This is a genomic window from Nocardioides salarius (assembly GCF_016907435.1).
Classification (GTDB): Bacteria; Actinomycetota; Actinomycetes; order Propionibacteriales; family Nocardioidaceae; genus Nocardioides; species Nocardioides salarius.
The window spans coordinates 1732996-1756317 of record NZ_JAFBBZ010000001.1 but is presented as its reverse complement, the minus strand read 5'-3'; the positions used below and the strand labels follow the sequence as shown (position 1 = coordinate 1756317).

Below are 23322 nucleotides of genomic sequence, written 5' to 3'. Positions count from 1 at the left end.
CCACGACCGGCTGCGTGCTCACGACTGGCCCCGGCGCAGCAGCAGGTCGCGCAGCTGGCGGGTGTGGCGCCGGCTGACGCCCAGCTCGACCCCCGGCCCGCCGCCAGGACCTCCGGGGCCGCTGACCACGACCGAGCAGCGTCCGGCGTCCATCCGCACCTCCTGGACGTGGGCCAGCGCCACCAGCAGCGAGCGGTGGATGCGCACGAACCCGGCGGGCGCCCACTCCTCCTCCAGGGTCGACAGGGCGGCGCGCACCAGGTGGGAGCCGCCGGCGGTGTGCAGGCGCACGTAGTCGCCGTGGGCCTCGACGTGGGTCAGCTCGGAGCGGTGCACGAAGCGGGTCACCCCGCCGAGCTCGACGGGGATCTGGAGGTCCTGCTCGCCGGCGGGGCGCACGTCGCCGCCGCCCACGCGGCGTACGGCCTCGGCGAGCCGCTCGGCCCGCACCGGCTTGAGCACGTAGTCGACGGCCTGCAGGTCGAAGGCGTCGACGGCATGGCCCTCGTGGGCGGTGACGAAGACGATCGCCGGTGGCTGCCGGAAGCGGGTGAGCACCTGGGCGAGCTCGAGGCCGTTCAGCCCGGGCATCTGGATGTCGAGGAAGAGGGCGTCGACCTCCTGCTCCTGCAGCACTCGCAGGGCGTCGGTGGCCGAGTCGCAGGTCAGCACCTCCCCGACCCGCTCGTCGCGCTGCAGCAGGTAGGCCAGCTCGTCGAGGGCGGGGCGCTCGTCGTCGACGACCAGCACCCGCATCCGCGACCCGCTGCTCACGCGTGGACCCCCGGGGCGAACTTCGGCAGCCGCACCACGACCTTGGTGCCGGCGCCGGGCGCGGTCTCGACGACCAACCCGTGGTCGTCGCCGTAGACCGCGCGCAGCCGGCCGTCGACGTTGCCCAGGCCCACCGAGTCGAGCGACTGGTCGCCCGCGAGCACCCGCCGGATGTGCTCGGGGTCCTCCCCGGCGCCGTCGTCCTCCACCTCGATCACGCACTCCTGCCCCTGGTCGATGGCCACGATCCTGATGTGCCCGCCGCCCTCGGCGGACTCCAGGCCGTGCCGCACCGCATTCTCGACCAACGGCTGGATGCAGAGGAAGGGAACGGCGACGCTGAGCACCTCGGGGGCCACCGAGAGGGTCACGCGCAGCCGGTCGCCGAAGCGGGCCTGCTCGAGCAGCAGGTAGCGCTCCACGGAGCGCAGCTCTTCGGCCAGGGTGGTGAACTCGCCGTGGCGGCGGAAGGAGTAGCGGGTGAAGTCGGCGAACTCCAGCAGCAGCTCGCGCGCCCGGTCGGGGTCGGTGCGCACGAAGCTGGCGATCGCCCCGAGGGAGTTGTAGACGAAGTGCGGGCTGATCTGGGCCCGCAGCGCCCGCACCTCCGCCTCCATCAACCGGGTGCGCGAGGTGTCGAGCTCGGCGAGCTCGAGCTGGCCCGAGACCCAGCGGGCCACCTCGTCGGCCGCGCGCACCAGCCCGGCGGAGGCGAAGGGGCCGAAGACCTGCAGGGTGCCGATCACCCGGTCCTCGACCACCAGCGGGCTGATCACCGCTGCCCGCACCGGGCAGGAGCCCTGCTGGCCCTCGGCGCACGGCAGCTCGCGGCGCGCCACCACCTGGGTGCCGCTGCGCGCCAGCGCCTCGGTGGCCAGGCCCGGCACCTGCCCGGCGTGGTGCTGCCCGGCGCCGTCCCAGGCCAGCAGGTCGGCGGTGTCGCTCAACGCGATGGCGGGCGAGCCCAGCAGCGCGTGCAGGTGCTTGACGGAGCGCTCGGCGCTGTCGCGGGTCAGCCCGGCGCGCAGGGCCGGGGCCGCCAGCGAGGCGGTGTGCAGGGTGCGGAACGTGGCGCGGTCGGCGTCGGAGCCCAGGTGCGTACGCCGCCACGGGCGCGGCAGGCGTGCCACCGCGGGACCTCGCCGCTCAGCCCCTGCTCATCGGAAGTCGATGAGCAGCATCGAGGTGTCGTCGTCGCCGACCGAGGGCCAGGGTGCCTTGGTGACCTCGTCCTCCACCCGGGGGATGCTGCCGGTGGTGACCGTCCACGGCGGGTCCGACTGCTGGGTGTCGTCGAGGGTGCGCCCGGGGTGCCGACCGGGCTCGTGCGCCGGGGCCGGGGCGGCCAGGGGGCGGACCCGGGCCCGGAAGCAGGAGGTCAGGTAGGGCAGCTGCATGCCGTCCATGCCGCGGCCGTAGTCGTCGTAGAGCGCCAGCACGTCGGCGAGCAGCCGCTCGCGCTCGGGCGCCTCGAGGGTCGAGACGCTCGACAGCGAGCAGACGTAGTCGAGGATCGACTCGCGGTCGAGGACCTGCCAGTGCTTGGCGGTGTGCTCCTCGGCGTCGTCGAAGAGGTCGCTGTCGGCCAGCGGGCGGGTCAGCTCCTCGAGCGGGTGCTCGGGGCCCAGGACGCGGCCGAGCTTGCGCACCCACGGGATCCGCACGTCGCGCTGGTGCCAGACCAGGGAGAGGTGCCCGCCGGGCTTGAGGACACGGGCGATCTCGGGCAGCGCCCGGTCGTGGTCGAACCAGTGGAAGGACTGCGCCGCGACCACGACGTCGTACCCGCGGTCGGCCGCCGGCAGCTCCTCGGCGCCCGCGAGGCTGGTGCGCACCCCGGGCAGCCGCTCGCGCAGCACGGCCAGCATCTGCTCGTCGGGATCGGTGGCGTGCACGACGTGGCCCAGACCCACGAGCTGCTCGGTGAGCCGGCCGGTGCCGGCGCCCAGCTCGAGCACCGTCAGGCCGCCGCGCTGCTCCCCGCCGCCCAGCCAGGCCGCGACGTCTCGCGGGTAGGTCGGCCGGCCCCGGTCGTAGGCCGACGCCACCTGCCCGAAGGAGCGCGCGTGCGGGAGGAGGTCACTCATCGGGTCGAGCGTATCGGCTGGATACCCTCGACGCCGTGACCACCGATCCGTTGTCCTGGCTGGTGTCGCTCGAGGGTGTGCCCAGCGGCCTGGCCGCCGCCCGCGACGGCATCGACGTCGTGCTGCGCGACCGCGGGCTGCGGCGCACCAGCCCCGAGACCACGGGGGAGTCGCTGCTGCGCGGTGCGCACGCCAGCGCCACGCTCGAGGGCTCGACCTCGACGCTGGCCCAGGTGCGCGCCGGCGAGGGCGACGCCGTCGCCCAGGACGCGCTGCGCCTGTCGACCGAGCTGCTCTCGCTGGTGCCCACCCTGGGCCGCTCGCCCCTGCAGGCGCTGGCCCGGCTGCACGCCCTCGCGTCCGCCTCGAGCCTGCCCGCCGAGCAGCGGGGCCGGCCCCGCGACGCCGAGTCGGCCGGCCGGCTGCGCGACCTCGCCGACCTGATCACCTCCAGCGCCGGCTCGCCCGGGCTCCTGGTGGCCGCGGTGGTGCACGCCGACCTGGCCACCGCCGCCCCGTTCGCCTCCCACAACGGTCTGGTCGCCCGCGCCGCCGAGCGTCTCGTGCTGGTCGCGCGCGGCGTCGACGAGAAGTCGCTGGTGGTGCCCGAGGCCGGCCACCTGGCGCTGCGCGAGGCCTACGAGTCGAACCTGCGCGGCTACGCCACCGGCGGCGACGCCGGCGTGCACTCCTGGCTGCTCTACGCCACCGAGGCGTACGCCGCCGCCGCCGAGGCGTCGCCGTTGCGGCGGCCCGCGGAGGGCTGAGGGCTCCCCGGGCTGAGGGCTCGGGCCTCGTCCGCCCATCGGTGACTGGTGCCTCGACACGCGCGTCGCGGCCTCGTTCCTCGGCCGCGGCGCTTGCTCGACCCTTTCCGGGTCCGTCGCCCGGCCGGAGGCCGGGCGACGGCCGGAAAGCAGATGGCCCCGGGAGCAGAGCTCCGCGGGGCCATCGCTGACACGTGTCCTGGCTGGCTACCAAGCGTGCACTCGTAAGCTGTCTCGGAAGTCTTCCGTCGACAAGCGCCCTGTAGGAAGGGTAGGTCGCCGCGTGGGTACCCCTGGTCACGTGTACGTCTGTTGAGTTGGTACCCCCTTGTGTACGCCGATGTGGGCCACGACACAAGGGGTCGGCAGGAAAATGCAGCGGGTCAGTCGACCCGGCGCCGGCCCGCCCAGACGACCCCGCCCACGGCCACCGCGCCGCCCACGGCGAGCGCTGCCAGGGTCGGGCGCACCCGCACCCGGCCCCGCAGCGCCACCGGGCGCATGAAGACCAGCACCGGCCAGTCCCGCTCGGTGGCGGTGCGTCGCAGCTCCTTGTCGGGGTTGACGACGAAGGGGTGCCCGACGGCCTCGAGCATCGGCACGTCGGTGACCGAGTCGCTGTAGGCGTAGCAGGTCTCGAGGTCGTAGCCGCGCCGCTCGGCCAGCTCGCGGATCTCCACCGCCTTCTGCTCGGCGTAGACGTAGGTCGCGATCTCGCCGGTGTAGCAGCCGTCCTCGACCTCCATGCGGGTCGCCACCACGGTGTCGGCGCCGAGCAGCTCACCGATCGGCTCGACGACCTCGGTGCCCGAGGCGGAGACGATGACGATGTCGCGGCCCGCGGCCCGGTGCTCCTCGATGAGCGCGACCGCCTCGTCGTAGACGATCGGGTCGACCACGTGGTGCAGGGTCTCGGCGACGATCTCGTTGACGGTCGCGACGTCCCAGCCCTTGCACAGCTGCGACATGAACTGGCGCAGCTTCTCCATCTGGTCGTGGTCGGCGCCCCCGACGAGGTAGAGGAACTGCGCGTACGCCGAGCGCAGCACGGCTCGCCGCGAGATCAGGCCCCCGGCCTGGAAGGGCTTGCTGAAGGCCAGCGTGCTCGACTTGGCGATGATCGTCTTGTCGAGGTCGAAGAAAGCCGCTGAGGCGGTCATGGGTCGAGCCTAGGGGGTGGCGGCGTCCCGGTCGGGACCCGCCGGTCCGGGCGGCCGGGCCGGGCCGTCTCGGCTGCACAGGGCACCGCTGCCGCGGCCCCGTCCACAGCCCGCGGCCGGGACGCCCGGCCGGGCGTCGTACGCCGGGCAGCGTGGCCCCATGAGCCCTCTGCGCAGCACCTCCTCCCTGACCGAAGCCGCCACGACCGGTGCCGCGGGCCCGAACGGGGGTCCGGCCGCCGGTCCCGAGCCCGAGCCGGCGCTGCTGGTCACCCGCGACCCCGACCTGCTCGACGAGGTCGGGCGTCTCGCGGCGGCCGCCGGGAGCGCCCTGGCCACCACCGGGGAACCGGCCCAGGCCCTGCGCCGCTGGTCGCGGACCCCGCTGGTGCTGCTCGGGGCCGACCTGGCCGGTGAGATGGCCGTGCTCGGCCCTCCACGCCGGGCCCGGGTGCACGTGGTCAGCACCCGCGTGGTCCCCGACGACCTGTTCCGTCTCGCGCTGGCGGTCGGGGCCGCGGACGTCTCCGACCTGCCGGCATCGGCCGGTTGGCTGACCGAGCTGCTCACCGACCTCGGCGAGGCGCGGGTGCGCCCGGCGCGGGTGGTGGGCGTGGTGGGCGGGTCCGGCGGCGCCGGCGCGACCACGCTGGCCTGCGCGCTGGGCCAGCGGGCCGCCGCTCGCGGCCCGACGCTGGTGGTCGACGCCGACGCGGCCGGGCCCGGGCTCGACCGGGTGCTGGGCCTCGACGGGCGCGACGGGGTGCGCTGGGACTCGCTGGGGCGCACCACCGGTCGGCTCAGCGCCCGCTCGCTGCGCGACGCGGTGCCCCGCGAGCGCGACCTGGGTGTGCTGACCTGGCCGCCCGGGGTCGCCGAGGTGCTGGCGCCCTTCGCGGTCCGCGAGGCGCTCTCGGCGGCCCGCCGCGGGCACGAGACGGTGGTGGTCGACCTGCCGCGGGTGCTCGGGCCGGTGGCCGAGGAGGTGGTCGCCCACTGCGACCTGGTCCTCGTCGTCGTGGTGCCGACGGTCCCCGGCCTGGCCTCCGCGGCCCGGGTCTGCGCCCGGCTCGGCGACCCCGGCCGCACCCGGCTGGTGGTGCGGGGCTCCGCCGACCCGACGCTGGTGCGCCGGACGGTCGGAGCGCCGGTGCTGGCCACCATGGGCGACCAGCGCGGCCTCGACGAGGCCGTCGACCTCGGGCGCGGCCCGGCCAGGTCGCCCCGCGGCGTGCTCGCGCGCACCGCCGCGGGGCTGCTCGACCGGCTCGAGGTCCTCGGTGAGGCGGCGTGAGCCAGCCGTCGGAGCCGGCCGGTGTCGCCGACCTGGTCGAGGCGGTCCGGGCCCACCTGGCGCGCGATCCGGGGCCGCTGACCCCGCACCGCGTGGCGACCGCCCTGCGGGCCGCCGGTCGCCCCGTCGGCGACACCACGGTGCTGGCCGTCCACGAGGCGCTGCGCCGCGACGTGCTGGGCGCCGGCCCGCTCGAGCCGCTGCTGCGCCGCCCCGGCGTCACCGACGTGCTGGTCAACGGGCCCGCGCAGGTCGTGCTCGACCGTGGGCAGGGCCTCGAGCCGACCGGGGTGGTCTTCCCCGACGACGACGCGGTGCGACGCCTGGCCCAGCGGCTGGCGGCCGCCGCCGGGCGTCGCCTCGACGACGCGACGCCGTACGCCGACGTGCGGCTGCCCGACGGCACCCGCCTGCACGCGGTGCTGGCGCCGGTGGCGCGTCCGGGCACCTCCATCTCGCTGCGCGTGCCACCGACCCGCGCCATCCGTGTCGACGACCTGGTGGCCGAGGGCTCCCTGCCGGCCGCGGGGGCCCGGCTGCTGCGGGCGGTCGTGGCCTCACGCTGCGCCTTCCTGGTCACGGGAGGCACCGGCAGCGGCAAGACCACGCTGCTGGCCGGCCTGCTCGGGCTGGTCGACCCCGCCGAGCGGCTCGTGCTCGTCGAGGACTCCTCCGAGCTGCGCCCCGACCACCCCCACGTGGTGGGCCTCGAGGGCCGGCCCGCCAACATCGAGGGCGCCGGGGCCGTCGACGTGCGCACCCTGGTGCGCCAGGCGCTGCGGATGCGGCCCGACCGGCTGGTGGTCGGGGAGGTGCGGGGCGCCGAGGTCGTCGACCTGCTCGCGGCGCTCAACACCGGCCACGAGGGCGGCTGCGGCACCCTGCACGCCAACTCCGCCGCCGACGTGCCGGCGCGCGTCGAGGCACTGGCCCTGGCCGCCGGGCTCGACCGGGCCGCCACCCACAGCCAGCTCGCCTCGGGGGTGCACCTGGTGCTGCACCTGGCCCGGGGCCCCGACGGCGTACGCCGCATCCGCGAGGTGGCCGTGCCCGAGCGTGGCCGCGACGGGCTGGTGCGGATGCTGACCGCAGCCCGCCTCGACGCCGACCGGGTGCAGGACGGCCCGGGCGCCGACCGGCTCGCGGCCCTGCTCGAGCGGAGCCAGGCGTGAGCCGGCCGTGGTGAGCCAGGGCGTGCCGGGCATGGCGGCCCTGCTGGCCACGGTGTCGGCCGCGGGGGCGGCGGCGCTGCTGCTGCGCCCCTCGCCGGCCGCGTCCCGCGGGTGGGCCGCCGGCCGCCGGGGGCTGCTCGCCGTCGCGACCGGGGTGCTCGGGGTGCTGCTCGCGGTGCTGGTGACGGGGCTGGTGACGGGGCTGCTGCGGATCCTGGTGCCCGGTCTCGTGGCACTGGCAGCGGCGTGGGCCCTGCTCGGGCTGTCCCGGCGGCGCCGGCGCGACGTCCAGGCCCAGGAGCGCTCGGAGCGGGTGCGGGAGACCTGCGAGGCGCTGGCCGCCGAGCTCGCCGCCGGCCGGCCGCCCGGCGCGGCGCTCGACCGGGCCGCCGACGAGTGGGCGCTGCTGGCGCCCGTGGCCGAGGCCCACCGGGTCGGCGCCGACGTGCCGGCGGCCTGGCGGGCGGCCTCGGAGGTCGCCGGAGCCGGCGACCTGCGGTTGGTGGCGGCGGCCTGGCAGGTCGCCCACCGCACGGGTCACGGGCTGTCCCACGCCGTGGCGCGCGTCGGGGCCGACCTGAGGCGCGCCCGCGGCACCCGGCGGATCGTGGCCGGCGAGCTGGCCTCGGCGCGGGCGACCGCCCGGCTGGTGGCGGTGCTGCCGGTCGCGGCGCTGCTGATGGGCTCGGGAGCCGGTGGCGACCCGGTCGCGTTCCTGCTCGGCCACCCGGTGGGCCTGGCGTGCCTGGCCGGCGGGGTCGGGCTGGCGGTGGCGGGCCTGGCGTGGATCGAGGCGCTGGCCCGCGAGGCCGGGCGCGCGGCGTGAGCGCGCGGTGAGCCCCTGGGCGGTCGCGCTGGTGGCCGCGGCCTCGATCCTCCTCGCCCTGCCTCCGGCCCGCGGCAGGCTCGGCGTCGTGCCCGTCGGGTCCGCCACGGGTCGGCCGACCAGCGCCGACGGGTGGATGCGGCGCCACCGGCTGCTGCTGGCCGGGGCTGCCGCGGCGGTCGGCCCGACGCTCCTCGGTGGGGCCACCGGTGCCGTCGTGGGGCCAGTGGTGGCAGTGGTGGTCTGGGTGCTGGTCGGCCGGTCCGAGCCGCCGGCGGCGCGTCGTCGTCGCGAGCAGGTGCGGCGCGACCTGCCGCACCTGGTCGGGCTGCTGGCGGTGGCGCTGCGCTCGGGCGCGGCGCCCGGCGAGGCGGTCGCGGTCGCCTGCGCGGCGCTGCCGGGGCCGGCGGCCGAGCACCTGGTCGTGCTGACCTCGAGGCTGGGCCTGGGCGTCGACCCGGGCACCGTGTGGCGCGACGTGGCGCAGGACCCGCTGCTGGCTCCGTTGGGCAGGGCGCTGGCCAGGGCCCACACCAGCGGCTCGTCGGTCGTCGAGGCCGTCGAGGACCTCGCCGACGCGCTGGCCCGCGAGTCGCGTGCCGACGCCGAGGACCTGGCGCGCTCGGTAGGGGTGCGGGCCGCGGTGCCGCTGGGTGTGTGCCTGCTGCCCGCGTTCGTCCTGGTCGGCATCGTGCCCCTCGCGGCAGGGCTGATGCGCACGATCCTGTGAGCCGGCCGGCGGGCCAGCACCTCTCCACAGGGCCGTCCCCGGGCGCGGCCACCCACACACGGCGCGCGGCCGGCCCCGCGCCGGGCACCGCGGGCGGAGGCTCGACCCACCCGGCCGCGACCACGCGGCCCCGACGAGGAGGACCACCCGTGGCCCGACACGACCAGACCCCCACCCACCAGACCCGCACCGGCCCGACCCGCCGTGGTCGGCTCCGCCGCCGCATGGCGGCCGGCCGCGGCCAGGACGGCATCACCACGGCCGAGTACGCCGTCGGCACCGCGGCCGGCGCGGGCCTGGCCGGCCTGCTCTACACGATGCTCACCGGCGGGTTCGGTGACCAGCTGCTGACCACGTTGTTCGACCACGTGCTCGGCCTGCTGGGCATCGGGTGAGCCGCGGGTCGCGCCGCCGGCGCCGACCCCGCAGCGCGGCGGCGCGACCCGAGCGCGGTGCGGTGACCGCGGAGCTGGCGATGGTGCTGCCGCTGCTGCTCGCGGTCGTGGTGGCCATGACCTGGTTGCTCAGCGTGGGGCTGGCCCAGCTCCGCACGGTGGACGCGGCCCGCGAGACCGCCCGGGCGCTGGCCCGCGGTGACGACGAGTCGCGCGCGGTGGAGCTCGGGGCGCGGGTGGCGCCCGCCGGCAGCCGGGTCGCGGTCACCCGCACCGACGGCACCGTCGTGGTCACCGTGAGCGGCACCGTCACCGGTCCCGGCGGGCTCCTCGGCTCGCTGCCCGGCGCCGAGGTCTCGGCGACCGCGACCGCGCTGGAGGAGGCGCCGTGACGCTTCCACGGGGCTCACCGGGCTCACGGGGCGCGGCCACCGTGCTCGGGGTCGCGATGGCCGGTCTGCTCCTGCTGCTGGGCGTGGCTCTCGCCGAGCTGGGCGCCGTGGTGGTGGCGCACCGGCGTGCCCAGGCGGCCGCCGACCTGGCCGCCCTCGCGGGCGCGAGCACCCGCAGCGACCCGTGCGCGGCGGCCGAGCGGGTCGCCCGCGGCAACGGCGCCCAGCTGGTCTCGTGCACGCCCGACGCCGCGGTTGCTCGGCCCGCGGTGCTGGTCACCGTGCGGGTCGACGCACCGCCCGGCCTCGACCGGGTGCTGGTGATCGAGGGCCACGCCCGGGCCGGCCCGGGGCCGTGAGCTGTCGCCTCAGTGCGAGGCGTCGTCCTGGTCGGGGCCCCGGCGGCGCTCGGCCTCGACGGCATCGAGCTTCTGCGAGAGCTCCTCGAGCTGCCTGTGCTCGCGGCGGGCCTGCAGCGAGCGCCGTGTGCCCGAGCGGACCAGCACCGCGCCCAGCAGCACCGCGAGGCCGGAGGCGAGCCCGAGCAGGAAGAGCGTCGGGGCGCCGACGTCGACCCCCAGCACCTGCACCATTCCCGCGGCGTTCTCGGCCGTCAGCACCCCCGCCAGGATCGTCACGACACCGGCGGCGAGCAGGATCAGACCCAGGACGACCATCCCCGGAGACTAGGCCATCGCCCCGGCGCGCTCCTGCGCCCCGGCGAGCAGCACCTCGAGCAGCCGTGCCGCTCCGGCCTTGTCGAGGGGGTTGTTCTGGTTGCCGCACTTGGGCGACTGGATGCAGGAGGGGCAGCCGGCCTCGCACTCGCACGAGACGATCGCCTCGCGGGTCGCGGTGAGCCAGGCGTGGGCGGTGCGGTAGCCGCGCTCGGCGAAGCCGGCCCCGCCCGGGTGGCCGTCGTGCACGAAGACCGTCAGCACCCCGGTGTCGGGGTGCCGCGCGGTGGAGACCCCTCCGATGTCCCACCGGTCGCAGGTCGCGAAGAGCGGCAGCAGCCCGATCGAGCAGTGCTCGGCCGCGTGCGCGGCCCCCGGCAGGTCGCCGGGGTCGAGCCCGGCGTCCTCGAGCACGTCGTCGGGCACGCTCCACCACACCGCGGTGGTGCGCAGCGTGCGCTCGGGCAGGTCCAGGGGCTCCTCCCCGACGACCTCGCCCCCGGGCTGGCGGCGCAGCAGGTAGGAGACGACCTGGTGGCTCACGGCCACCTCGCCCAGCGAGAGCCGGCACCGGCCCCAGTCGGTGTGCTCGCGCTCGGCGACGACGCTGATGTCGGTGACCTCGCGCGCCGAGGTGGTGTGGTCGGGCTCCGCGCGCTCGATGACGGCCACCGACTCCTCGAGGTCCAGCGACGTGACCAGGTAGGTCTCGCCCCGGTGCAGGTAGACCGCGCCGGGGTGGGCGGTGCCGTGGGCGCTGCCGGCGTCGACGGTGCCGACCACCCGCCCCGTGCCGGCCTCGACCAGCTGCACCGGTCGTCCGCCCGCGGAGCGGATGTCGGCCAGGTCGGCGGCGCGCCGACGGTCGGTCCAGAACCAGCCGTGGGAGCGCCGGCGCAGCAGCCCGGCCGCCACCAGCTGGTCGACGACGCCTCGCGCGGTCGGACCGAAGAGCGGCAGGTCGGCCTCGGTCAGCGCCTGCTCCTGGGCCGCGGCGCACAGGTGGGGCCCCAGCACGTAGGGGTTCGACTCGTCGAAGACGCTCGCCTCGACCGGTCGCCCGAAGAGCGCCTCGGGGTGGTGCACCAGGTAGGTGTCGAGCGGGTCGTCGCGCGCCACCAGCACCGCCGAGGCGTCGCGTGCGCCGCGCCCGGCGCGGCCGACCTGCTGCCACAGGGCCGCCCGGGTGCCGGGGAAGCCCGCCATCAGCACCGCGTCGAGGCCGCTGACGTCGATGCCGAGCTCGAGCGCGTTGGTGGCGGCCAGGCCCAGCAGGTCGCCGGCGCGCAGCTGCTGCTCGATCGCGCGCCGCTCCTCGGGCAGGTAGCCGCCGCGGTACGACGCGACCCGCCCGGCCAGCGCCGGGTCCACCTCCGCCAGCAGCGCCGCCGCGGTCATCGCCACCTGCTCGGCGCCGCGCCGCGAGCGCACGAAGGCCAGGGTGCGCACGCCCTCGACGACCAGGTCGGTCAGCAGGTCGGCGGTCTCCGACGACGCCGCGCGACGCACGGGCGCGCCGTTCTCGCCGGCGTACGACGTCAGGGGCGGCTCCCACAGGCCCAGCGCCACCGAGCCGCGTGGCGAGGCGTCGTCGGTGACGGCGTGCACGGGCAGCCCCGTGAGCCGCGCGGCGGTGGTCGCCGGCTCCGCGACCGTCGCGGAGGCCAGCACGAAGGTCGGCGACGAGCCGTGCGCGGCGCAGACCCGCCGCAGCCGGCGCAGCACCTGCGCGACGTGGGCGCCGAACACGCCGCGGTAGTGGTGGCACTCGTCGACGACCACGTAGCGCAGGGTGCGCCAGAAGTGGTGCCAGTGCTCGTGGCCGGGCAGCAGGCTGCGGTGCAGCATGTCGGGGTTGGTCAGCACGTACTCGGCGTGGTCGCGCGCCCAGTCGCGCTGGTCGCGCCCCGAGTCGCCGTCGTGGGTGGTCGCCCGCAGGCCCAGGTCGAGGCCCCGCAACGAGGCCAGCTGGTCCTGGGCCAGGGCCTTGGTCGGTGCCAGGTAGAGCGTCGTGGCGCCGCGCTGGCCGCGTCGCCCGCGGGCACCCAGAAGGGTGGTCAGCGCGGGCAGCTGGAAGGCCAGCGACTTGCCCGAGGCGGTGCCGGTCGAGACCACCACGTGCTGCCCGGCGTACGCCGCCTCCGCGGCCTCGACCTGGTGCTCCCACGGCTGCGCCACCCCGCGCCGCCCGAGGGCCGCGACGACCCCGGGGTCGGCCCAGGCCGGCCACGGCGCCGGACGCCCCGATCGGGCCGGGAGCCGCTCCAGGTGCGTCAACCGGCCCTGCCGCGAGGGCAGCGCGGCCAGCCGCTCCACCGCGTCGCCGACGCCGGCGGGGGCCCCGCCACGGGAGGTGGTGGCCGCGGTGTCGGGAGCGTCGGTGGGCACCACCCGATGGTCGCAAACGGCACCGACAGGGCCGCGCCGGGCGCCGGTTCCGGGTGCCGCCAGGGGGTCGATCGAGGCCCTGCCGGCCGCGGGGACCGCGACACGATGTGGGACGCCCTCTTTACGTTGGTGTGCACCCGGCTGGCGCACGTGGTTTCATATGGCTGATCAAGTGCTCGGGACCGGGGGCGTCCCGCCGCCTCCGGGCGACACCGCAGCTGACAGGGAGTTACGACGTGGACCTCACCCTTGCCACACGCGATGCCGATGGCAAGACCATCGTTGCGGTCGGCGGGGAGATCGACGTCTACACCGCTCCCAAGCTGCGCGACAAGATCACCGAGCTGGTCGCTGCCGGCGTCTACGACATCGTCGTCGACATGGAGGCCGTCGAGTTCCTCGACTCCACCGGGTTGGGCGTGCTGGTCGGCGGGCTGAAGAAGGTCCGCGCCCACGACGGGTCGCTCGAGCTGGTCTGCACCCAGGACCGGCTGCTGAAGATCTTCCGGATCACCGGCCTCGCCAAGGTCTTCGTCATCCACGAGTCGGCCGACGCCGCGCTAGCGGGCGGCTGAGCCGACTCTCTCCGCCCCGGGCGCGCAGCCGTCCGTAGCGCCGCCGCCGGATCCGCGACCGCGCAGGGAGCGGGCCCCCGGTGCCCGCGTGGTGCCCGTGCCCCGGCCCGTACGCGGGTGACCGGTCTGGTCGACTCGCTGTGGCGCAGGTCACATCGGCGTGCCCTCGGGGGGTCGGGTCTGCGTAGAGTTCGCCTCGTTCCGTGAGACCTGGGTCACATCTGGTGATCCCGGCCCGCTCGACCGAGTCGCAGGAGGCAGCAGATGACGGGGTTCGTTCCCGCTGTCGTGTCCGTCACCGGTGGGGACCTCGTCCTGGTCATCGTCGTCGCACTGATCGCGCTCGGCGCGCTCGCGATGGCAGCGATGTTCAGGCAAGAGGTCCTCTCCGCCGCTGAGGGCACCGACAACATGAAGACCATCGCCCGAGCGGTCCAGGAAGGAGCCACCGCCTACCTGACCCGCCAGTTCCGCACCCTCGCCATCTTCGCGGGCATCGCGTTCTTCGCGCTGCTGCTGCTGCCGGCCGACGACGCCGTGGTGCGGATCTTCCGCTCCGTGGCCTTCCTGGGCGGCGCCGGCTTCTCGGCGGCCGTGGGCTACCTCGGCATGAACCTCGCGGTGCAGGCCAACCTGCGCGTGGCCGCGGCGGCCGAGTCGCAGGGGCGCGACCCCGCGATGCACATCGGCTTCCGCACCGGCGCCACCGTCGGCATGCTGACGGTCGGCCTGGGCCTGCTGGGCGCGAGCCTCGTGGTGATCTTCTTCCAGGACGACGCACCCAAGGTGCTCGAGGGCTTCGGCTTCGGCGCCGCCCTGCTGGCGATGTTCATGCGGGTCGGCGGCGGCATCTTCACCAAGGCCGCCGACGTGGGCGCCGACCTGGTCGGCAAGGTCGAGAACAACATCCCCGAGGACGACCCGCGCAACGCCGCCACCATCGCCGACAACGTCGGCGACAACGTCGGCGACTGCGCCGGCATGGCCGCCGACCTCTTCGAGTCCTACGCCGTCACCCTGGTCGCGGCGCTGATCCTCGGCTCGCAGGCCTTCGGCGACAAGGGCCTGGTCTACCCGCTGCTGATCCCCGCCATCGGCGCCCTGACCGCGGTGGCCGGCGTCTACCTGTGCCAGCCGCGGGCCGGCGAGAGCGGCCTGACCACGATCAACCGGGCGTTCTACATCTCCGCGGCCATCGGTGCCGTCGGCTCGGTGCTGCTGTCGTTCGTCTACCTGCCCGGCGAGTGGTCCGAGCTCGGGGTCGGGGTGGAGGCCGCGGTCAGCCCGCCGGTCTTCGCCTCGCTGTCGGTGGTGATCGGCATCGTGCTGGCCGCCGCCATCCTCTCGTTGACCGGCTACTACACCGGCACCGAGCACCGCCCGGTCCAGGACGTCGGCAAGACCTCCCTGACCGGCGCGGCGACCGTGATCCTCTCCGGCCTGGCCGTCGGCTTCGAGTCGGCGGTCTACACCGCCTTCGTCATCGGCGCGGCCGTCTTCGGTGCCGCGCTGATCGGCGGCGAGGTGGCGCTGTTCGCCGTCGCGCTGGCCGGCTGCGGCCTGCTCACGACCGTCGGCGTCATCGTCGCGATGGACACCTTCGGCCCGGTCTCCGACAACGCCCAGGGCATCGCGGAGATGTCCGGCGACGTCAGCCCGGAGGGCGCGCAGATCCTCACCGAGCTCGACGCGGTCGGCAACACCACCAAGGCCATCACCAAGGGCATCGCGATCGCCACGGCCGTGCTGGCCGCCAGCGCACTGTTCGCGTCGTACACGCAGGACGCCTTCGAGAAGTTCACCGAGGTCGCCAGCGAGGCCGACATCGCGCCGTTCTACGAGGGCTTCTGGGTCTTCGACGCCAAGGTCCTGGTCGGTGCGCTCCTCGGCGCCGGCGTGGTCTTCCTCTTCTCGGGCCTGGCGATCAACGCCGTGGGCCGGGCGGCGGGCGCGGTGGTCTACGAGGTGCGCCGCCAGTTCCGCGAGATCCCCGGGATCATGGAGGGCACCGGTCGTCCCGAGTACGGCAAGGTCGTCGACATCGTCACCAAGGACTCGCTGCGCGAGCTGGCGACGCCGGGCATCCTGGCGATCCTGGCGCCGATCGCGGTCGGCTTCGGCCTCGGTGTGGCCCCGCTGGCCGGCTTCCTGGCCGGTGCGATCGCCACCGGCACCCTGATGGCGGTCTTCCTGGCCAACGCCGGTGGGGCCTGGGACAACGCCAAGAAGCTGGTCGAGGACGGCCACCACGGTGGCAAGGGCTCGCCGGCCCACGAGGCGACGGTCATCGGTGACACCGTCGGCGACCCCTTCAAGGACACCGCCGGGCCGGCCATCAACCCGCTGCTCAAGGTGATGAACCTGGTCTCGCTGCTGATCGTGGCCGCCATCGTCGAGATGTCCTACGGCGAGGGCGAGAACGACGTGCTGCGCATCTCGATCGCGCTGGTCGCGACCGCGGTGATCGCGGGCGCGGTCTATGTCTCCAAGCAGCGCTCGACGGTCATCGGCGACGACCAGCCGGCCCCGGCCGGCCCGTCGTCGCCCGGGTCCTCCGGCTCGACCGGGCCGTCCACGGCCTGAGGTGACACCACGAGGCCCCCGTCCGGACTCCGGGCGGGGGCCTCGTGCTGTGCAGCGGGGTGCGGGGCCGGTCAGCGGCGCACCCGCACGACGACCTTCCTGGCCTTCGACGCCTCGGTGCTCGTGGAGCCGAGGTAGCGCACCCGCAGCACGTGCTTGCCGCGCTTGAGCTTGGCGATGCGGACCTTCTTGGTGCCCTTCGCGATCTTGACGACCCGGAGGCGCTTGGAGCCCTCGTCGATGCGGACCTTGCCGTCGGGGCTGGCGGCGCCGGCGTCGACGGTGATCCGCAGGACCGCCGCCCGGCCCTGGCGGATCTTCTTCTTCGCGGCCCTCGCGGTGGTGCTCGTGGCCGCCTTCGCGACCGGGAGGCCGGCGGTGGTGAACACGCCCGGGGCGTAGGCGGTGCGGGTCGCGGTCAGCCGCAGCGACAGCTCGCGGCCCAGGTCGGCGGGCGTCACGACGTACGACGCCTCGGTGGCACCGCTGATCGGCCCGCCGTCGCGCAGCCACTGGTGGCCGAACGTGGGCGTCTCCCCGGTGCCCCAGGTGCCGGGCGTGGCGGTGAGGGTCCGGCCCAGCGCGGGGGTGCCGGTGACCCGCGGCTGCACGGTGGCGACGATCGCGTCGCCGAGGGTGGCGGTGAGCGTGGCGCTGTCGACGGTGGCGCTGGTCCAGCCCTCCTTGGTGCCGGTCACGGTCACGCTGATCACGCGACCCAGGTCGGCGGGGGTCAGCAGGTGGCTGGCGGTGGTGGCGCCGGTGATCGGGTCGCCGTCCCGCCGCCACTGGTAGGTCTGCTCGACGCCGTCGGTGTTCCAGGCGGGGTCGCCGACGGTGAGGGCCCTGCCGACCTTCGGGGTGCCCGAGAGCGCGGGCTGCGACGTCGAGCCCAGCTCCTGGGCCGGGGCGTCGGGGATGGGCAGGTGGTTGGTCAGCACGCTGACCAGCGGCAGGCCGGCGAGCAGGCCGGTGACCTGCGCGTGGATCGTGGTGCCGGCCTGGGCGAGCGTGGGCACGAAGGTCTGGCCGGTCGCCCCCGGGATCGCCGCGCCGTCGGAGAACCACTGGTAGGTCGTGCTGACGCCCGGCAGGCTCCACACGGGGTCGAGCACCAGCAGCAGCGACCCCACGCCGGGGATGCCGGTCAGCTGCGGCTCCTCGAGCACCTCGAGCGGGTCGGGGGTCTCCGCGCCGCCCCCACCACCGCCGCCACCGGCAGGGGAGAGGACCTGCACCACGCCGGTGAAGGCCTCGACGGGCAGCAGGCCCAGCACCCTGCCGGTCACCACGGCCTGCAGGTTGCCGCCCACGTCGTCGAAGGTCGGCAGGTAGGTGTCGCCCGTGGCGCCCGGGATCGCGACGCCGTCGCGCAGCCACTGGACCGACTCGGTGAGGGTGAGCAGGCCCAGCGGGTTCGGGAAGTCCCAGGTCGGGCGCTCGAGGTCGAGCAGCGTGCCGGGGGAGGCTGCACCCTCGAGGTGGCCCAGGATGCGCGCCGGGGTGAGGACCTCCAGCACGTCGACGAGGCCCGTGTCGGTGGCGGCGCTGGTGCCGGTGGCGGCGGTGGCGGGCGTCGGGCTCGCGGCGGTGGCCGGCGTGCTCGCCAGGCCCGTGCCCGAGGCGACGAGGGCGGTGGTCAAGGTCGTGGTCAGAGCGGCGCCGAGGGCGCGTCGGGCTCGGTACATGTGGGTTCCCTCCCCATGGTGGTCGCCGCGCCCCGGGCTCCCGACCGGTCGCGGAGGTGACCTGGGCAACGTAAAACGCGCTCGCCGCCCCCGTCCCGCGAACGCACAAGGTGTGCCCGATCGGCACGGTCACTAGGCTCGCGCAGGTGAGCGACCTCCCCCACCTGCTGCGCGACGCGCTGGTCCGTGCCGACTTCACCTACGACGCCGTGGCCGAGCTGCTGGGGCCGCGCGCCCACGACGCGCTGGCACGCAACGAGACGACCCCGGCGCTGCGGCGTACGGCGCGGGCGGGCGGGTCGCCGCTGGCCACGCTGGTGCGCCTCTTCCTCCTGCAGGTGCCGGTCGAGGCCGGCCAGGCCGAGGCGGCCCTGCCGGGGCTGGTGGACCGGATGTGCGTCGAGGGCCTGCTCGAGCAGTCGGTCGGCGAGGTCGCCGCCCGCCTCGACGTGCGGCCCTACGCCACCGAGCACGCCGGGCCCGCGGGCGTCGGCGGGGTGGTCACCGAGCACCTGTGGGTGGTCTCCGACCTGACCCCGGGCCTCGACGGAGCGCCGCAGCGGGTCGGCGCCGACCACGTGCTCGGCATCAGCCCGGCCTCGACGTCGCTGGCCCAGCTGACCCGTCGCGAGCCGGTCGGCCGGGCGCTCGACCTCGGCACCGGGTGCGGCGTCCAGGCGTTGCACCTGGCCCGCCACAGCGACAGCGTGGTCGCCACCGACGTCAACGCCCGCGCGCTGCGCCTGACCCGCTTCAACGCCCGGCTCAACGACGTCGCCGAGCGCGTCGACGTGCGCGACGGGTCGTTCTTCGAGCCCGTGGCCGGTGACCGCTTCGACCTGATCGCCACCAACCCTCCGTTCGTGATCTCGCCGGCCACCGGCGAGCGGCTGGTCTACCGCGACTCCGGGCTGCCCGGCGACCGGGTCGTCGAGGACATCGTGCGCACCGCGCCCGACCACCTAGCCCCCGGCGGCTGGTGCCAGGTGCTGGCCAACTGGGTGATCAGCGAGGACCAGCCGTGGGACGAGCGGCTCGGCGCGTGGCTGCGCGACGACGTCGACGCGCTGGTGGTCCAGCGCGAGGTGCTCGACCCGGCGTCGTACGTCGAGCTGTGGCTCAAGGACTCCGGCCACCACCCCTCGACCGGCTCGGCCACCGCGGCGGCCACCGCCGACTACCGGCGCCGCTACGACACCTGGCTGTCGTGGATGGAGGAGCAGCGCATCGAGGCCGTCGGCTTCGGCTGGGTCAACCTGCACCTGCGCGAGGACCGCGCGGCCACGCCCGCCCGCGAGCTGCTGTCGTGGCCCTACGAGGTCGAGCAGCCGATCGCGCCGGCGATCTCGGCGTGGGGCGCCGCCGCGCGGCTCGACGTCGACGCCGGCACGCGGCTGGTGACCCGGCCCGACGTGCAGCAGGAGACGCTGGGCGCACCCGGCGCCGAGGACCCAGAGACCATCGTGCTGCGCCAGCAGACCGGCCTGCGCCGCGCCCGCACCGCCGACACGGTCGTGGCCGCCCTGGTCGGTGCCTGCGACGGAGACCTCGAGGTCGGCCAGATCCTCGACGCCCTCGCCGAGCTGCTCGACCTCGACCCCACCGCCACCCGCGAGGACTACCTGCCGGTCGTGCGCGAGCTGGTCCGCGAGGGCTACCTCACCCCCGCCTGACCCGGCCCGAACTTCCCGCCGACCCGGCCCGAACTTCACACTGACCCGGCCCGAACTTCTCGCCGACCCGGCCCGGATCTCCGCCCGGGGTCAGGGCAGGGACAGCCGACCCTCGATCGGGTACGCCGGCTGCTCGACCTCGCTGCCGAGGACGGCGTCGATCGTGACGTCGAGGGAGGGGACGTCGCCGCAGGTCGCTGCGTCGAAGCGCACCGAGCCGGTGGAGTCGGGGGCGCCGCTGACGATCTCGTTGGCCTGCCGTGCCGGGTCGGGGCTCGGCACGGCTGCGAAGTAGACGAACGTCCACTCTTCGGAACGGACGTTCTTCTTCTCCGCGCTCCCCTCGAAGGGCAGCACGTAGGTGCGGCCGGGCTCGACGTCGTCGACGAGGACAGAGATGTGCAGCAACGGCTCGAGGAGCACGTCGTCGGGGCCGGTCACCACCTCGGTGGAGGCGTCGAGGCGCTCACCCAGTCGACCGGCCGGCGAGCAGCTCAGCTCGACCGGGCCGAAGCTGAGCTCCTCGCCGTCGTCGCGGGTGACCACCACGGTGTTGGTCCCGCCCTGGCCGGCCGGGTCTGGTGCCCGCTCGGGCTCGCTGCCCCCGGTGGTCAGGGCGAGCCCGCCGATCGCGACCGAGGCCGCCAGCGCGCCGCCCGCGACGCGAACGGTCGTACGTCGGCGCCGGCGACGGGTGATCGCGGTGCCCAGAACGGGTCCGAGGTCGAGCGGAGCCGCCAGTGCCGAGGTCAGCCGGTCGTAGGCCCGCTCGAGCTCGTCGTCACGCCCGTCGGTGGTCTCGTGCAGGTCGGTGGGGCTCATCGCGGGGTCGCTTCCTGGGTGCTGGGACGGGTCGGGTCGGCGCGGTGGCGGGCCAGCTCGGCCTGGAGCCGCTCGGTGCCGCGGGACAGGTGGGCCTTGACGGTGCCCTCGGCGCAGCCCATCCGAGCCGCGATGCCGCGGACGTCGAGGTCCTCGACGTAGCGCAGCGCCAGCGCCGTGCGCTGGCGGGGGCTGAGCGTCGCCAACGCCTCGACGAGCCAGCCGTCGAGCTCGCCGACCAGCTCCACGCGGGCGTCCTCGCGGTGGTTCCCCGGCACCAGCACCTCACGGCGGAACCGCCGCAGCCTGTCGATGTTGAGCCGGGTCATCACGGTGCGGGCGTACGCCGCGGGCTCGTCGAAGCGGGTGCGGCCCCACCGCTCGCCCATCCGGACGGTCTCCTGGGTGAGGTCCCAGGCGTCGTGGGGGTTGCCGGTCAGGGCGTGGGCGAGACCGAGCAACCCGGGGGTCTGTGCTCGCGCGAACTCCCCGAACTCCCCGAACTCCCCGAACTCCCCGAGGTCGCGGGTGGTGTGCGTGCTCATCCGGGTCCTCTGCTCGTAGGTGTTGACACCACCTTGACGACCGGCGGGCACGAAAGGTTGAGGCTGCGCGGCACGAGCTGTCGGTCCTGGCCGGGTGGGTGGGAAGAATGGGGCTCTTGTGACCCTTCCGTGGGTCGCTGAGCGTGGCCTGATGTGGCGCACGCCGTTCTCTGTCTAGGTTTCTGGCTTGTCTAGAGTCCGAAACCAAGGGCAGGAGAACGGCGTGCGGGACGCCAGCCTATGGCGCGCCTTGTTGGGCGTCGATGCGACAGCGGTGATCGAGGGTGTCGAGTTCAACCAGGACGCCGATTCCGACGGGTCACTCGGGGGTGTCCTGGTCGCTCACGTGCGCCCACGTCGCGCCAAACGCGGCCGCTGCGGGGTGTGCGGGGCACCCAGCAGCTGGTACGACCCTGGCGAGGACCGCCGACGCTGGCGGGCCCTGGACCTCGGTGTCATCCAGGTGTACTTGGAAGCCGATTCGCCGCGGGTCCGGTGCGCAGTGCATGGCCCCACGGTCCGGCAGGTGCCCTGGGCACGCCACGGGGCCGGGCACACCCGTGCCTTTGATCAACAGGTCGCCTGGTTGGCCACGCAGTGCTCCAAGAGCGCGGTGACCCAGCTGATGCGCATCGCGTGGCGCACGGTGGGCTCGATCATCACCAGGGTGTGGGCCGACACCGCGGCCGGGATCGACCAGTTCGCCGGCCTGCGACGAATCGGCATCGATGAGATCTCCTACAAGCGCGGCCACAAGTACCTGACCGTGGTCGTCGACCACGACACCGGACGACTCATCTGGGCCCAGCCCGGACGCGACCGCGAGACCCTGGGCCGGTTCTTCGATGCTCTCGAGGAGTCCTCGCCCGGTCGGTGCGCTCAGATCACCCATGTCAGCGCCGACGGCGCGCAGTGGATCAGCGACGTGGTGGCGCAACGATGTCCCCAGGCGGTGCGCTGCGCTGATCCCTTCCACGTGGTGGGCTGGGCCACCGAGGCCCTCGACGTCGAACGCCGCGCAGCGTGGAACAACGCGCGTCGTGCCCCCGGCGGCACGTACGGCAACGGCCCCGGCCACGGCCCCCAAGGGCGACGACACGACGCGACCGGTCGCGCACGCGGCCTCAAACGTGCCCGCTACGCGCTGTGGAAGAACCCCGAGAACCTCACCACCCGTCAACGCGCCAAGCTTGAGTGGATCGCCAAGACCGATCCACGCCTCCACCGCGCCTACCTGCTCAAAGAAGGTCTGCGCGTGGTCTTCCAGCTGCCCTACAACCAAGCCTGCGAGGCCCTCGATGCCTGGATCGCCTGGGCCCGAAGATGCCGGCTTCCCTCCTTCGTCGAGCTGCAACGACGAATCACCAAGCACCGCACATCGATCCTGGCCGCCATCGAGCACGACCTGTCCAACGGACGCATCGAATCGATCAACACCAAGATCCGACTCATCACCCGCGTCGCCTTCGGATTCAGATCACCCGAAGCCCTCATCGCGCTGGCCATGCTCAACCTCGGCGGCCACCGGCCCACCCTCCCCGGGCGCACATGACCCACGGAAGAGACAGGAGAGCCAAGAATGGGCCGGGTCGGCGTGAGATCTGGGCCGGGTCAGGGCGAAGTTCGGGCCGGGTGGGCGTCGCGGGCGGCCCAGGCGCGCTCGCGCAGGTGCAGCAGACGGGCGCGGGTGGCGCCGGTGAGCAGGTCGGGGTGGCCCAGGTCGAGCAGGTCGGGCACGCCCATCGGGCGGTGGTGCAGCGAGGCGAGGTGGCGGAAGCCGACCAGGCCCGCGCGCACCGTGGCGCCGTACGCCGACGGGGCGCCGCGCAGGTCGAGGTGGTCCTTGAGCGTGCCGACGCGCAGGTCGCCCGCGGGGTGCAGCAGCCCGTTGGCCTTGGCGACCGCCCAGGCGATCCCCCCGGCGCAGGCGGCCGCGCTGCTGGCGCGGCTGACGGCCTCGGGCTCGAGGCGCCACAGCGTCAGCAGCGCGGTGCGCAGCGCGGTGGCGACCTCGACGTCGAAGCAGCGCCCGGCCACCGAGTCCAGCAGCTCGGCGACGGCCTCGACCCGCTGGCGCTCGGCGCGGCTGGGGTAGTCGTCGGGCAGGTCGGGCGACTCGCCCAGCGGCGCGGCGTCGAGGGCGGCCAGCGCGGCCTCGCCGCCGACCCGGTCGGCGAGCCAGTCGAGCACGTGCTGCCAGCGCGGCGTCGGCGGTGGCGGTGGCGGCTGGCGCTCCTCGCGGTCGCGGCGGGCCGCGAAGGCCGCCCACGCCGTGCCCGTCACCGGGCGGGTCGAGTGGGAGACCAGGCGGCCGTCGAGGAAGACCAGCTCGGTGAGCCGGTCCTCGACCGGGCCGTCCGAGCGCGCCGCCTCCTCCCAGGGCTCGTCGAACCAGGGCCCGTCGAACCGGGGCCCGTCGAACCGCGCGTCGTCGAAGGATGGCTCGTCGAGGTACCGGTCGTCGTAGCGGGGACGCCGGCGCGGGGCGCCGTAGAGGTCGGTCACGGGGAACTCCTGGAGGTCGCGGCGGGAGGTGGGGGGGACGAGGCTGGCACGTCGCCGGCCGCGTCGAGCCGGTCCTCCACAGGCGCCGCGGCCCGAGGTGCCGGCAAGGCCCCTGACCTGCGCAAAGCGTCCGCGGCCACGCCGCAGCAGCGGCGTACGCCGCCGCACGCGCTACCGTGACGGCCGGCGGGACCCTCGGGGGTCGTGCCTCGGCCAGCACCCGGGGCACCGCACGGAGCAACGCCGTCCCTCCCCACACCTCTCGAAGG

Annotated in this window: 22 protein-coding genes; 12 read left to right on the top strand and 10 right to left on the bottom strand. The window is 75.2% G+C overall.

Annotation, left to right across the window (positions count from 1 at the left end; translation table 11 throughout):
* Window positions 1–18: 18 nt before the first annotated feature.
* The 3 genes from JOE61_RS08510 to JOE61_RS08500 are packed head-to-tail and all read right to left on the bottom strand — an operon-like array spanning window position 19 to window position 2861.
* The gene (locus tag JOE61_RS08510; protein ID WP_307822885.1) at window positions 19–774 is read right to left on the bottom strand and encodes a LytR/AlgR family response regulator transcription factor; all 756 of its coding nucleotides are present in this window, start codon (window positions 772–774) and stop codon (window positions 19–21) included.
* Entirely contained in the window at window positions 771–1904 is a 1134-nt protein-coding gene (locus JOE61_RS08505) for a sensor histidine kinase (RefSeq protein ID WP_193669658.1), read from the bottom strand. Before JOE61_RS08505 ends, JOE61_RS08510 begins: the two co-directional genes overlap by 4 nt.
* Window positions 1905–1931: 27 nt before the next feature.
* Complete coding sequence (locus tag JOE61_RS08500; RefSeq protein WP_193669657.1) at window positions 1932–2861, bottom strand: class I SAM-dependent methyltransferase; 930 nt, start codon at window positions 2859–2861, stop codon at window positions 1932–1934.
* Between the two features lie 35 nt (window positions 2862–2896).
* Between JOE61_RS08500 and JOE61_RS08495 the strand changes: the two genes are divergently transcribed.
* Window positions 2897–3628 carry a Fic family protein gene (locus JOE61_RS08495; RefSeq protein ID WP_193669656.1) on the top strand — a complete coding sequence of 244 codons (732 nt, stop codon included), beginning with the start codon at window positions 2897–2899 and terminating at the stop codon, window positions 3626–3628.
* A gap of 383 nt (window positions 3629–4011) precedes the next feature.
* Here the strand turns inward: JOE61_RS08495 and JOE61_RS08490 are convergent, their stop codons facing one another.
* Entirely contained in the window at window positions 4012–4788 is a 777-nt protein-coding gene (locus JOE61_RS08490) for an HAD family hydrolase (RefSeq protein ID WP_193669655.1), read from the bottom strand.
* Window positions 4789–4948: 160 nt separating this feature from the next.
* On the opposite strand from JOE61_RS08490, the gene ssd reads away from it, so the two are divergent.
* The 7 genes from ssd (at window position 4949) to JOE61_RS08455 (ending at window position 9956) form a co-directional block, all read left to right on the top strand.
* Window positions 4949–6082 carry a septum site-determining protein Ssd gene (gene ssd, locus JOE61_RS08485; RefSeq protein ID WP_193669654.1) on the top strand — a complete coding sequence of 378 codons (1134 nt, stop codon included), beginning with the start codon at window positions 4949–4951 and terminating at the stop codon, window positions 6080–6082.
* Complete coding sequence (locus tag JOE61_RS08480) at window positions 6079–7254, top strand: TadA family conjugal transfer-associated ATPase (RefSeq protein ID WP_193669653.1); 1176 nt, start codon at window positions 6079–6081, stop codon at window positions 7252–7254. The genes ssd and JOE61_RS08480 overlap by 4 nt, the downstream gene beginning before the upstream one ends.
* 10 nt (window positions 7255–7264) lie before the next feature.
* Window positions 7265–8080 carry a type II secretion system F family protein gene (locus JOE61_RS08475; protein ID WP_193669652.1) on the top strand — a complete coding sequence of 272 codons (816 nt, stop codon included), beginning with the start codon at window positions 7265–7267 and terminating at the stop codon, window positions 8078–8080.
* 7 nt (window positions 8081–8087) lie between these two features.
* On the top strand, window positions 8088–8810 hold the full coding sequence (locus JOE61_RS08470; RefSeq protein WP_193669651.1) for a type II secretion system F family protein: 723 nt from the start codon (window positions 8088–8090) through the stop codon (window positions 8808–8810).
* 149 nt (window positions 8811–8959) lie between these two features.
* Window positions 8960–9205: a DUF4244 domain-containing protein gene (locus JOE61_RS08465; protein WP_307822884.1), complete on the top strand. Its 246-nt coding sequence runs from the start codon at window positions 8960–8962 to the stop codon at window positions 9203–9205.
* A 62-nt stretch (window positions 9206–9267) separates the two neighbouring features.
* Window positions 9268–9597 carry a TadE family type IV pilus minor pilin gene (locus tag JOE61_RS08460; protein ID WP_307822883.1) on the top strand — a complete coding sequence of 110 codons (330 nt, stop codon included), beginning with the start codon at window positions 9268–9270 and terminating at the stop codon, window positions 9595–9597.
* On the top strand, window positions 9594–9956 hold the full coding sequence (locus JOE61_RS08455; protein WP_204797183.1) for an Rv3654c family TadE-like protein: 363 nt from the start codon (window positions 9594–9596) through the stop codon (window positions 9954–9956). Before JOE61_RS08460 ends, JOE61_RS08455 begins: the two co-directional genes overlap by 4 nt.
* A 9-nt stretch (window positions 9957–9965) precedes the next feature.
* On the opposite strand, the gene JOE61_RS08450 is transcribed toward JOE61_RS08455, so the two are convergent.
* Together JOE61_RS08450 and sftH are read right to left on the bottom strand one after the other, a co-directional pair.
* Window positions 9966–10274 (bottom strand): hypothetical protein, encoded by a 309-nt coding sequence (locus JOE61_RS08450; protein WP_193669650.1) that lies wholly within the window; start codon window positions 10272–10274, stop codon window positions 9966–9968.
* A 9-nt stretch (window positions 10275–10283) separates the two neighbouring features.
* Complete coding sequence (sftH, locus tag JOE61_RS08445; protein WP_193669649.1) at window positions 10284–12662, bottom strand: DEAD/DEAH box helicase; 2379 nt, start codon at window positions 12660–12662, stop codon at window positions 10284–10286.
* Between the two features lie 236 nt (window positions 12663–12898).
* On the opposite strand from sftH, the gene JOE61_RS08440 reads away from it, so the two are divergent.
* Together JOE61_RS08440 and JOE61_RS08435 are read left to right on the top strand one after the other, a co-directional pair.
* A complete protein-coding gene (locus JOE61_RS08440) occupies window positions 12899–13237 on the top strand; it encodes an anti-sigma factor antagonist (protein WP_193669648.1) in 339 nt (112 codons plus the stop codon).
* A 264-nt stretch (window positions 13238–13501) separates the two neighbouring features.
* A complete protein-coding gene (locus tag JOE61_RS08435) occupies window positions 13502–15820 on the top strand; it encodes a sodium-translocating pyrophosphatase (protein ID WP_193669647.1) in 2319 nt (772 codons plus the stop codon).
* Between the two features lie 71 nt (window positions 15821–15891).
* On the opposite strand, the gene JOE61_RS08430 is transcribed toward JOE61_RS08435, so the two are convergent.
* Complete coding sequence (locus JOE61_RS08430) at window positions 15892–17508, bottom strand: hypothetical protein (protein ID WP_193669646.1); 1617 nt, start codon at window positions 17506–17508, stop codon at window positions 15892–15894.
* A 146-nt stretch (window positions 17509–17654) separates the two neighbouring features.
* Between JOE61_RS08430 and JOE61_RS08425 the strand changes: the two genes are divergently transcribed.
* Window positions 17655–19181 carry a DUF7059 domain-containing protein gene (locus JOE61_RS08425; RefSeq protein ID WP_193669645.1) on the top strand — a complete coding sequence of 509 codons (1527 nt, stop codon included), beginning with the start codon at window positions 17655–17657 and terminating at the stop codon, window positions 19179–19181.
* 90 nt (window positions 19182–19271) lie between these two features.
* On the opposite strand, the gene JOE61_RS08420 is transcribed toward JOE61_RS08425, so the two are convergent.
* Window positions 19272–20003, bottom strand: coding sequence for a hypothetical protein (locus tag JOE61_RS08420; RefSeq protein WP_193669644.1), 732 nt, complete (start codon window positions 20001–20003; stop codon window positions 19272–19274).
* Window positions 20000–20548 (bottom strand): RNA polymerase sigma factor, encoded by a 549-nt coding sequence (locus tag JOE61_RS08415; protein ID WP_193669643.1) that lies wholly within the window; start codon window positions 20546–20548, stop codon window positions 20000–20002. The genes JOE61_RS08420 and JOE61_RS08415 overlap by 4 nt, the downstream gene beginning before the upstream one ends.
* A gap of 223 nt (window positions 20549–20771) precedes the next feature.
* On the opposite strand from JOE61_RS08415, the gene JOE61_RS08410 reads away from it, so the two are divergent.
* Entirely contained in the window at window positions 20772–22100 is a 1329-nt protein-coding gene (locus JOE61_RS08410) for an ISL3 family transposase (RefSeq protein ID WP_193671201.1), read from the top strand.
* Window positions 22101–22159: 59 nt separating this feature from the next.
* On the opposite strand, the gene JOE61_RS08405 is transcribed toward JOE61_RS08410, so the two are convergent.
* Window positions 22160–23053: a hypothetical protein gene (locus JOE61_RS08405; protein ID WP_193670047.1), complete on the bottom strand. Its 894-nt coding sequence runs from the start codon at window positions 23051–23053 to the stop codon at window positions 22160–22162.
* Window positions 23054–23322: the final 269 nt, after the last annotated feature.